Origin of the sequence: Actinosynnema sp. NPDC059335 (genome assembly GCF_042752395.1) — a bacterium.
In the GTDB taxonomy this organism is placed as follows: domain Bacteria; phylum Actinomycetota; class Actinomycetes; order Mycobacteriales; family Pseudonocardiaceae; genus Actinosynnema.
The window spans coordinates 6,857-17,193 of sequence record NZ_JBHYXZ010000168.1; the positions used below are offsets into that span (position 1 = coordinate 6,857).

8 protein-coding genes are annotated in these 10,337 nt (G+C 74.8%); 3 read left to right on the forward strand and 5 right to left on the reverse strand.

The window, feature by feature from the left end; translation table 11 throughout:
* Positions 1 to 852: 852 nt before the first annotated feature.
* The 5 genes from lanKC (ACFXGA_RS34105) to ACFXGA_RS34125 all read right to left on the reverse strand — a co-directional run bounded on the left by lanKC (ACFXGA_RS34105) (position 853) and on the right by ACFXGA_RS34125 (position 6,440).
* Positions 853 to 3,501: a class III lanthionine synthetase LanKC gene (gene lanKC, locus ACFXGA_RS34105; protein ID WP_378095204.1), complete on the reverse strand. Its 2,649-nt coding sequence runs from the start codon at positions 3,499 to 3,501 to the stop codon at positions 853 to 855.
* Positions 3,502 to 3,729: 228 nt separating this feature from the next.
* Positions 3,730 to 4,470, reverse strand: coding sequence for a class I SAM-dependent DNA methyltransferase (locus ACFXGA_RS34110; protein WP_378095206.1), 741 nt, complete (start codon positions 4,468 to 4,470; stop codon positions 3,730 to 3,732).
* 140 nt (positions 4,471 to 4,610) lie between these two features.
* A complete protein-coding gene (locus tag ACFXGA_RS34115; RefSeq protein WP_378095208.1) occupies positions 4,611 to 5,228 on the reverse strand; it encodes a GPP34 family phosphoprotein in 618 nt (205 codons plus the stop codon).
* Position 5,229: 1 nt separating this feature from the next.
* Positions 5,230 to 5,634 carry a GntR family transcriptional regulator gene (locus ACFXGA_RS34120; protein ID WP_378095210.1) on the reverse strand — a complete coding sequence of 135 codons (405 nt, stop codon included), beginning with the start codon at positions 5,632 to 5,634 and terminating at the stop codon, positions 5,230 to 5,232.
* Positions 5,631 to 6,440, reverse strand: coding sequence for a hypothetical protein (locus ACFXGA_RS34125; RefSeq protein WP_378095212.1), 810 nt, complete (start codon positions 6,438 to 6,440; stop codon positions 5,631 to 5,633). Before ACFXGA_RS34125 ends, ACFXGA_RS34120 begins: the two co-directional genes overlap by 4 nt.
* 172 nt (positions 6,441 to 6,612) lie before the next feature.
* Here ACFXGA_RS34125 and ACFXGA_RS34130 point away from each other — a divergent pair, with 172 nt between their 5' ends.
* From ACFXGA_RS34130 to ACFXGA_RS34140, 3 genes are read left to right on the forward strand one after another with little or no spacing between them, the layout of a single operon-like run.
* Positions 6,613 to 7,410 (forward strand): BTAD domain-containing putative transcriptional regulator, encoded by a 798-nt coding sequence (locus ACFXGA_RS34130; RefSeq protein ID WP_378095214.1) that lies wholly within the window; start codon positions 6,613 to 6,615, stop codon positions 7,408 to 7,410.
* A 59-nt stretch (positions 7,411 to 7,469) separates the two neighbouring features.
* Entirely contained in the window at positions 7,470 to 10,070 is a 2,601-nt protein-coding gene (gene lanKC, locus ACFXGA_RS34135; protein WP_378095216.1) for a class III lanthionine synthetase LanKC, read from the forward strand.
* 24 nt (positions 10,071 to 10,094) lie between these two features.
* Positions 10,095 to 10,241 (forward strand): SapB/AmfS family lanthipeptide, encoded by a 147-nt coding sequence (locus tag ACFXGA_RS34140; RefSeq protein WP_378095218.1) that lies wholly within the window; start codon positions 10,095 to 10,097, stop codon positions 10,239 to 10,241.
* Positions 10,242 to 10,337 lie beyond the last annotated feature (96 nt).

Here is a 10,337-nt window from a genome sequence, read left to right on the forward strand (position 1 = left end):
CTCGGGCAGCTCGGGGGGCCGCATTAACGGCGGGGCGCCGCCCCCCGGCGCGGGCTGCCGCCCCCCTCCGGAGCCGTGTCGTCGGTGCAGGGCAAGGTCGGCGCGCGTCGAGACCGTCACGGGGGCGTTCCGGGCGCACGTGGTGGAGGGCGGACCACGGCCGGCCCCTGCACCGTGACCCGCATCGGCGGCGATGGAGGTGGCCCGGCATCGGCGGCGATGGAGGTGGCCCAGCATCGGTGGGATGTAGGTGGCCTCCGGTCGCGCGGTGGGGGAGTCGCGGCCGGAGGCGGCAGCCCCCGGCCGCGCTGGGGGGAGTGCGCGGCCAGGGGCGGGTCTGGGATCGGTGCGGCGGTCGCCTCTCGGCGAAGGGCTCGACGCGGCTCCGGTCGACCGGTGTTCCGCGAAGGCGTTGTGGGTGAGGCCCGGGGGACACGGACCGCACCGACCACTCGGTACAACGGCGCGCCACGTCCCGGTGTTCCCTCCAGGGAGTGCGTTGCGTCACCGGTGGTGCTCGGCGGACACCCGCCACGACCGTTTGGCCTGACCACGGTCGGACCGCCGTCGAGTGATGGACGACGCCGGTCGCTCACGCCGCCGCAGCCGCCTGAAGGCCCGCACTCCCGCTTGACCGAACGGCAGCAGGCGTCGTGACCGGAGTGTCCGGACGCGACGGCCGCCGTGGACGGTCGCAGGGCTTCGGACCGGGATGCCGCGGGAAGGCGGGTGGCCGGTCGCCCGTCGGGCCCGGCCGGTGGCCGGACCCGGCAGGACCGCGGTCACAGGCAGATGCTGCCCTGGCTGCTGGTGGTGAGCACGTGGTGGCAGGCGTCCTCCTCGGCGACTTCCTCAGCCTGCAAGCGCAGCACGTCCTCCATGCCGATCACTCCCTTCCTCCGGTGGCTGTGCGACAGGACGCCGCGACGCGGGCACGTCCCCGTCGCGGGCGATCAGGGGCCCCGGCGCGGGCTCGGTGAGGCGGCGCAGGGCCAGCAGGACGCCGGCCGACCCCGACCAGAGGTCGGCGGAGAGGCGCTGGCCGGGGTCGCCGAGCCACCCCACGCCGCCCGCGTGCGGGACCGCGTACCGGAACAGGCCGCGGGCGCTGGTCACGGCTTCGTCCACGAGGTCCGGGCGACCCAGGCGGCGGCCCGCGTCGGCGAGCGTCGAGACCAGGCCCGCCAGCCCGGAGAACAGGCCGGGGAACACGGAGAACCGGATCGAGCACGCCCGCAGGCAGCGTTCCAGGACGTCGGTCGCGTCGGCGTCGTCGAACGACGCGTCGGGGTGGCGGGCGAGGATCCGGGACAGGACCGCCGCGTACCCGGCGCTGCCGGTGAACAGGTGGGGGAACACGCGGACGTCGGTGGCCGAGATCCGGAAACCGAGGCCGTCCACCGGCAGCGGCTCGGCGTGGACCAGTTCCTCCCGCAGCAACCGCATGGCGCGGGTGACCAGCCGACCGTCCCCGGTCGCGCACTCCAGGCGGTGCAGGGCCAACGCGACGCCGGGCCGCCCGGTGACCAGCCCGGACGGCTTGGCGCGCGGTAATCGGGCGGCGAGCCCGTCCCCGTCGGGCAGGTCGTCCAGCAGCTCGTGCGCCAGGTCCAGCCAACGCTGCTCGCCCGTGCGGCGGTGCCGCGCCAGCAGGCCGAGCGCGGTGCCGGCCGCGCCGCCGCCCAGTGTCGCGGACGTGCGGTTCAGGGGGTGCCGCGCGGCGGCGGTGAGCAGTTCCCCGGCGGCCTCCTCCTCGCCCAGTTCCGCCAGCACGCACGCGATGCCCGCGCTGCCGAACAGCAGGCCCGGCGGCGCCGTCCCCGCGGCGGCCAACGCCTCGTCGCGCAACCGCCGGAGCACGGCCGGGTCGACGGCGCGACCGGCGCGGTGCAGGGCGTGCAGCACACCGGCGGTGCCCGCGGCCACGTTGCGGGTGTCGGAGGCGTGCCCGGCCGGGGTGGTCGGGTAGACCGCGCGCGGGTGGTCGGGCCGGGCCATCCGCTCCAGCGCGTCGGCGGTCCGCTCGGCCAGCAGGCGCAGGTGGGCGACGGTGTCCTCGCGCACGTCCTGCGGGGTCGGCCCGGGGAACCCGCCGGTCGGCTGCCGGCGGGACGTGGCCCACTCCCACAGCCGCGGCTCCACGGGACCCAGCCCGGTCAGGTCGGCGTGCAGGTGGCGCAGGGCCCACGGCTGCCGCTCGACCACCTCGTGCACCGGGAACAGCAGCAGCAACGCCAGCGACGCCAACCCGAACCGGTCCAGGTCCCGGGGATCGCGGTCGACCACCGACCTCGGGTCCGGCGGCAGGTAGCCGGGCGTGCCCAGGATCCGGCGGACGTGCCCGAGCGGTTGCACCGCCTCGAAGTCCACCAGCCGCACGCCGTCGTCGTCGTCCACGAGCACGTTGGTCGGGCTCAGGTCGATGAAGGCGTAACCCAGCTCGTGCAGCCGGCGCACCTGCGCGTCGAGCCGGTCGAGCAGGGCCAGGGCCCGGCGCTGGTAGTCGGCGAAGGCCGCCGGGTCCGAGCCGGTGCGCACGGCGGGGTTGTTGGCCACCATCCAGCGGTAGACCGACCGCCCGGGCACCAGCTCGGTGACGAGGTAGGCGTGCTCCCAGTGGTGGAACAGCTCGACCGGCCGGGGGCACAGGCCGGGCGCGCGGTCGTGGATCGCGCGCAGCACCAGGTACTCGGCGGTCAGCCGCGCCTTGGCGTCGTCCCCGTCGGCCGTGTAGCCGTTGTGGGCCTTGGCCTCCTTGACGAACACCTCCTCGCCGGCCGGCGTGCGGAACCGGTAGGCGCCGCCGGCGTTGCTGTGCCGCAGGACCGCCTCGAAGGTGTAGCCGTTGACGGTGACCGGCCCCCGGGCCGGCTCGGGCGCCACCGCGCGGAACGGGTCCTCGATCCCGGCCGGGAGGTGGAACGAGGGCCGGCGCTCGTCGTCCACCTCGCGCCCGTCCGGCCCGGTGAGGGTGGGCACGCGGGTGCCGTCCGCTTCGACGCGCGCGCGGGCGCGGAAAGCGCCGTAGCGGTAGGAGACGCACCCGCTGTCGCCGAAGCGCCGGTCGGTGAGCACGAGCGGTCCGCCGACCCCGGCCAGGTCGGCGGCCAGCCGCTCCAGCACCGCCGACGCGCCCGCCTCGTCGGGCGGGTACAGGGTGCAGAACTTGCCGCTCTGCACCCGGTCGGCGTGCTTCCCGTGCGCCTGCAGGAAGATCGCCCGACCGGCCAGGTGCTTGAACGGGACGCGCAGCCGGGTGCACGCGGCGGAGACCACGGCCAGCACGAACTGCGCGTTGGCCAGGGAAGCGGACACGTGGACCTTCCACCCCTGGTCGGGCAGGAGGAGGTCGGGCGGGCCCCAGTGCGTCCACGCGCCGGAATCGCGGCGCGCCCAGTCGTCCGGCATCGGGACCGTCTCGTAGCGCACGCCGGGGTCGATCGTGTCCCACGGCTCGTAGTAGTCCTGATCGGCGATCAGGAACGACATGTCGAACGCCATCCGCCGTGCCTCCCGTCGACCAGGTGGCGGGGACTCGAACCCGGCGAACCCGGGGTCCGGCCGCCGGAGCGATCTGCGGTGCGCGAGAAGCGAAGAACGGTGGATCGACCGGAAGCTACCCAAGGGTTTCGACGGCCGTCAAGGCGTCGGACCCGGACGGATCAGCGCCGAGGCTGGGCGCTCGCCCCGGTCGTGCCGCACGTCCTCCCGCCGGGTGCGACCGCGCCGTCAGACCGGCTTGCGCCACACGGAGACGTGCTTGCGGGAGTCCCGGGTGAAGGGGGAGCCGTCCCAGTCCGCGACGCGGCGTTCCGGCACGAGCCCGGCGATCCGCGCCATCAGGTCCAGCTCCGCCGGCCAGGCGTACCGGTGCCGCGAGTTGTCGCGGCGGTAGCGGCCGTCGTCGCCGTCGAGGGTGAAGTGGTGGGAGACGAGGATCTGCTCGACCGGGTCGAAGGTGTCGAGGCCGACGTGCCGCTCGGAGACGTCGAACGGCACCCCCAGCTGACCCGGTGGCAGGAGCCGCAGCGGCGGCACACCCAGCTCGACGACGAACCGGCCGCCGGGCTCCAGGTGCCGTGCGGCGTTGCGGAAGCACTCGACCTGCTCGTCCTGGGTGAGCAGGTTCGAGATGGTGTTGTAGACCAGGTAGACCAGCGCGAACCCACCGGGGACGACGGTCGTGGCCATGTCCCCGATGACGACCGGGAGCGCGTCCGCGCCGATCTTGCGCCGCAGCACCGCCGCCATGTGCTCGGACAGCTCGATGCCCACCACCGGCACGCCGCGCTCCCGCAGCGGGACGCCCACTCGTCCGGTTCCGATGGCGAACTCCAGCGCCCGGCCGCCACCGGCGAGTCCGGCGAGGAAGTCGAGGGTCGGTCCGAGCACGGCAGCCGAGGACTTCTCGGTCTCCTCGGCGTCGTAACGCTCGGCCGCCGCCCGGCTCCACAGTTCGCTGCTCGTCACGGCCAACCACTGTGCCGAGCGCCGAGCGCGCTGTCGACACATTTGCGCCGCCCTCGACCCGTCGCCTGCCCAGCCCCGGCCGCACCCCCGACTGTCGGTCCCGGAGTGCGCCCGCCTTCGAGGTCATCCCGCGAGGAACGTCAAGCCGCGCCCACCGCGGCGGCGTCCAGCCAGTTGCGCAGGGCCGGGCCGATCGGGCCGCTCAGTGCGGCCAGGTCGCGGATGCGCTGCTTGTCGGCGCGTTGGGTCTTGCGGTCCAGGACGGGTCTGAGGTCGCCGGCGGCGAGGACGGTCACCAGTGCGGCGTCGGCGGGGTCGACGGTGTCGAGGGGTTGGCGCAGGGCGGCGTGGACCCGGGCCAGGAGGTCGTCGCGCACGCGCAGGTCGCGGATGGTGACGTCGGTGGCGGGGAACAGGCCGAGGACCCTGTGCGGTCGGAGGTCGACCCAGCCGCGGTCGCCGAGTTGGTGGCGCACCCCTCGGAAGGTGGCGCGCTGCCCGCGGCCGATCCAGGACTGCCACGTGTGCGGCTTGGCGCGGGCGACTTCTTCGAGGACCGCGTCGAGGACCGGGTCGTGGCACGGGTGCCGCACGGCGACGGCGGGGCGACCTCGGACGTCGGTCAGCCGGCCGCGGTGGTGGAGGTCGGCGAGGGCCGCGGCGCGGAGCATCGGACCGGCGTTGCCGCCGACCTTGCCCTTCTCCGGGTGGTAGGCCAGCAGGAAGACGCGTTGGGGGAGGCTGTCGGGCAGGGTCATGTCAGGCTTCTCCCGGGTCGCCGGTGGCGGGGGACACCGCGATGCCGTTGGTCAGCGCCGCCCGCACGATGCGGATGGCCTCGTTGGTGTCGATGCCGAGGCTCGCGATGACGGCGGCGTAGTCGGCGGCGGCGCGGCTCGCCCGTTCCCGCGCCTCCTCGCGGCCCGCGGACACGAACGAGCCCGCCGCCCCGCGCGTCTCGATCAGCCCGGCGGCCTCCAGTTCCCGGTAGGCGCGGCCGACGGTGTTGACCGCCAGGCCGAGGTCCGCGGCCAGCCGGCGCAGGGTCGGCAGCCGGGTGCCCACGGGGAGGACGCGGTCCTGGATCTGCCGGGCGAGCTGGGCGCGCAGCTGCTCGAACGGCGGCACGGGCGAGGCCGCGTCGATGACGATCGCCCGGTTCACGGGGCGCTCAGGACGTGCCGCGCCACCGCGGCGCTCCGGGCGGTCCGCGCCTCGATCAGGGCGAGCGCGATGACGCTCAGGACGATGAACGCGAGCCAGGCGGCGTTCCACCACCCGAGGGTCGTGCCGAACACCGACACCACCGGCAGCGACCACACCGACCACACCGCGGTCGGCGCGGCGCCGACCCGGGCGTCCTCGACGCGCATGATGACGTCGGCGGTCAGCGACACCTCGTCCTCCGCCACGGCCGGGTGCGTCACGATGTGGCGCAGTTGGACGACCGTGCCGACCGCGAGCCCGCCCAGCCCGACGAGCAGCACGACCGCCGCGTACCTCGCGGTGTGGTCGTCCAGCGCCAGGGCGCCGATGGCCAGTGCCGTCGCGCCCGCGAACGTCGCCGCGGCGAACACGGCCCGCGGCACGCCGAGCACCGTGCGCCAACCGAGCCGGACCGGGTAGGCCACCCGTCGCGGCAACGACGCGCCGGCGCGCCGGTCGACCCGCCGCACCCACCGGTCCAGCGACGCCTGGGCCGCCACGAACCCGACCACCAGCGCCGTCAACGCAGGCAGCGACCAGCGCCTGGAGGTCTCGACCAGGCCGGCGGCGTAGACGAGGGCGACCGCGACGATGAACGCGGCCAGCACGACCGACGCGCCCAGCCGGGCCCGTCGCCGAACGCTCAGCCGCGTCGCCAGCAGCGGTGTCGGCGCGACGTCGACCAGACCGTGCCCGGCCAACCACGCGCCGGCCCGTTCGAGGTCGCCCGGTGAGCCGGCGTTCGGCGGAACCCTGTTCGGCATGACGCCTCCCATGTCTCAACTCCTGCCTCATGATGTTGCGTCAAGATTTGCGACAAGTCAACCGTGCCCGACGACGGCCTCCGAACAGGCGTTTGACGCCGATCCAACGGTCCCTTTGCGCGCGCTCGCGATGCTGGGCGACCCCCGGGCACCACGCCGATAGGAGGTCCACGTGCGGTTCCGACTGCTGGGCTCACTGACCGTCAGCGACGAGGCGGGCGGCCGGATCCCGCTCGCCCGCCCGAAACACCGGCAACTGCTCGCCACGCTCCTGCTCGACGCCAACCGGGACGTGTCCGTCGACCGGTTGGTCGACCACCTGTGGGACGGGACGGCGCCGCGGTCGGCCGTGGGCATGATCAGGACGTACGTCTGGCAGCTGCGCCGCCTGCTCGCCCCGCGCGATCCCGCCACCGCCCCGCTGCGCTCGCGGGGCGCGACCTACCGGATCGACGTGGCGCCCGCCGACGTGGACCTGCTGGTGTTCCTCGACCTGGTGGGACGGGGGCGCGACGCCCTGGCCGACGGTCGCGCGCGGGAGGCCGACGCGCTGCTGCGGCGCGCGCTGGACATGTGGCGGGGCGAGGCGTTGCAGGACGTGCCCCTGTCCCGCAACCTCGGCATCCCGGCCGGCCGGCTGGAGGACGAGAGGCTGAGCGCGTTCGAGGGCTGGGCGGACGCCAGGCTCGCGCTCGGCCGCCACCAGGACGTGGTGCAGCCGCTCTGGCACACCATCCGGCGCGAACCCCTGCGGGAGGGCCTGTGGGGGCGGCTCATGCTCGCGCTGCACCGCGGCGGTCGCCGGGCCGACGCCCTCCAGGCGTTCCGCCAGCTCCGCCGCAACCTGGTCGCCGAGATCGGCGTGGAACCCGCCCGTGAGCTGTGGGAACTCCAGCAGGCGATCCTCGCCGACGCGCCGGACCTGCGCGCCCCCGGGCCGGGCTCGCCGGCCCGCGTAGATCGCCGGTAGATCGCGCGCTGCTGGACTGCCCCACGAGGCGGCGAGCGGAGGGCAGGGAGGAGAACGCGGTGCCAGTTCCCATGGAGGCCCAGTACCAGGTCTTCTGCGTGACCGATCCGGACTTCTACGACACGATCGAGCTGGAGATCACCGACGACAAGCTGTTCACACCCCTGCGGGAGGCCGCGACCCCGGCGGGCTGGAGCCGGTCGCACACCAGCGGCTGGGTGCACTACCAGCCGATCGGGTCGCGCATCCCGCGCCAGGGCTGGAAGGTGCACGTCTCGGCGACCGTGGAGCGGGCCGAGGAGGTCGCGCGGGAGGTCTTCGACTTCTGCGTCGCCCGCTCGCTGACGTTCAAGCTGGTCCCGAGCGCGCCGGAGTACCACAACCGCAACGTCAAGTACGGCGAGCGCGCGGGCGGCGGCAAGCTGGCCGCGATCTACCCGCTGGACGAACGGCACCTGGAGGCCGTGGTCACCGAGCTGGGGGAGCTGCTCGACGGCCTGCCCGGTCCGTACGTGCTCAGCGACCTGCGGTGGCGGGAAGGCCCGGTGTACGTCCGCTACGGGGCCTTCGAGCGGCGCACGGTCAAGAACGCGGACGGCCGCCCGGTGATGGCGATCGAGGACGCCGACGGCAACCTCGTGCCCGACCACCGGGGACCGGTGTTCTCGGTGCCCGACTGGGTGGACGTGCCCGCCTTCCTGCGGCCCGAGCTGGAGCGCCGCAACGCCGCCCGCATCGACGGGCTGCCGTTCGAGGTCGTGCGCCCGCTGCACTACTCCAACAGCGGCGGGGTGTACGACGGCCGGGAGAAGTCCACCGGGGCCAGGGTCGCGGTCAAGGAGGCCCGGCCGCACGCGGGCGTGGACCGCGCGGGGCGGGACGCCGTCACCCGGCTGCGGCGGGAGCGGGACATCCTGACCGCGCTGCGCGGGCTGCCGGGCGTGCCGGAGCTGAAGGGCTACCACGAGGCGGCCGGGCACGAGTTCCTGGTCGAGGAGTTCGTCGAGGGCGCCAACCTCTACCGCGCCTGCACCCGCCGCAACCCCCTGCTGCGGCCGGGCCGGCCCGGTCCGGACGAGCTGGCCGAGTACACCGCGTGGGCGATGGCCACCTGGCAGCGCGTCGCCGACACCGTCCGCGCGATGCACGGGCGCGGCGTGGTGTTCGGGGACCTGCACATGAACAACGTGGTGTGCTCCGACGAGGGCGACCACGTGTGGCTGATCGACTTCGAGGGCGGCTGGTTCGTCGCCGAGGGCGGTCGGCAGCTGATGGCCAACTCCGGCTTCGTGGCGCCGCGGGACCTCACCGGCGTCGACGTGGACGAGCACTCCCTGGCCGCGCTGAAGATCGCCCTGTTCGCGCCGCTGACCGCCGTGATCCCGCTGCACCGGTCCAAGGCCGCGCACCTCGCCGAGGTGGTCGCCGACCGGTTCGGCGTGCCGGCGGGCTGGCTCGCCGACGCGGTCGACACGCTGCGCGGCAACCGGCTGGAGCCGACGCTGGCGCTCCACCAGCTGTCCGCGGACGAGGTCGACATGGACGAGGCGGCGACCTCGATCGCGGACGGGATCAGGGCCTCCGCGACCCCGGAGCGGACCGACCGGCTCTTCCCCGGCGACGTCGCGCAGTTCCTCGAACCGGGCGCGGCGCTGGGCATGGCGAACGGCGCCGCGGGGGTGCTGTGGGCGTTGCGGACGGCCGGCCAGGAGTACCCGGCGGAGTGGGAGCGGTGGCTGGTCGACCGGGTCGCCGACCGCGACGACATCCCGCCCGGCTTCTACCACGGCCTGCACGGCATCGCGTACGCGCTGTGGGACCTCGGCCGGCGGGACGAGGCGCTGGAAGTGCTCGACCGGGCCTGGTCCGCGCCCGACCCCGAGGACGCCGACCTCGGCCAGGGGCTCGCCGGCGCCGGGCTGACCTGGCTGCACTTCGCCCGCGAGTGCGGCGACGACCGCTACCTGGGCCGGGCGCTGCGCACCGCGGACGCGGTGCGGGAACGCCTCGGACGGGTGACCGACGTGGGCGAGGTCAGCGGCGGCGGGCACCCGCGCGCCGGTCTGCTCCAGGGCTCCTCCGGACCCGCGCTGTTCCTCACGGAGCTGTTCGAGGAGACGGGCGACCCGCGACACCTGGACGCGGCCGACATCGCGCTCCGCCAGGACCTGCGTCGCTGCGCCTACGCCGACGACGGCACCCTCCAGGTGAACGAGGGCTTCCGGGTGATGCCCTACCTGGCCGGCGGCAGCGGCGGCATCGGCATCGCCCTCGGGCGGTACCTCGCGGCTCGCCCCGACCCGGACCTGGAGGCCCGCGCGGCCGAGATCCGGCCCGCCACCCGGTCGTCGTTCTACCTGTTCCCCGGCCTCTTCGACGGGCAGGCGGGCATGGTCCTGTGCAACGCCGCCCACGATCCCGACGGCGTGCGGGCCTCCGCCGAGCAGGTGACCGGGCTCAACTGGCACGTGCTGCGGTGGCGGGGGCACCTGGCGTTCCCCGGCTCCCAGCTGCTCAGGCTGTCGATGGACCTGGCGACCGGGAGCGCGGGTGTCCTGCTCGCCCTGACCGCCGCCCGGGCCGCGCGGACCGGCGAGCGCGTGTCGCTGCCGTTCCTGCTGCCCCCGAAGACCCGGGCACGGACGTCGAGCCGTGCCTGAGGAGTTCCACCAACCACGAAGGAGATGAGCGACATGTCGATCTACGACCTGCAGGGCATGGAGAACAACGACGAGGTCGAGGCGATGGCCAGCGGCTGGAGCTTCAGCTGCTGCAACCCGGGCACCGACCACAGCAGCGCCTCGGTGACCTGCCACCAGAGCTTCGTCTGATCGACCCCCGGGGTGGGCCCCGGCGGGCGGAGAGCGGGGGGCCCACCCCGCCCCCCCCCCACCGATGCAGGTGTCGAGGGCCCGCGGTGTCCCCCC

Excerpts from the sequence above, each read along its gene's own strand:
- lanKC (WP_378095204.1), bottom strand. The coding sequence starts at position 3,501 with ATGGCGTTCGACATGTCGTTCCTGATCGCCGATCAGGACTACTACGAG.
- ACFXGA_RS34115 (WP_378095208.1), bottom strand. The coding sequence starts at position 5,228 with ATGACCCTGCCCGACAGCCTCCCCCAACGCGTCTTCCTGCTGGCCTAC.
- ACFXGA_RS34125 (WP_378095212.1), bottom strand. The coding sequence starts at position 6,440 with ATGCCGAACAGGGTTCCGCCGAACGCCGGCTCACCGGGCGACCTCGAA.
- ACFXGA_RS34140 (WP_378095218.1), top strand. The coding sequence starts at position 10,095 with ATGAGCGACATGTCGATCTACGACCTGCAGGGCATGGAGAACAACGAC.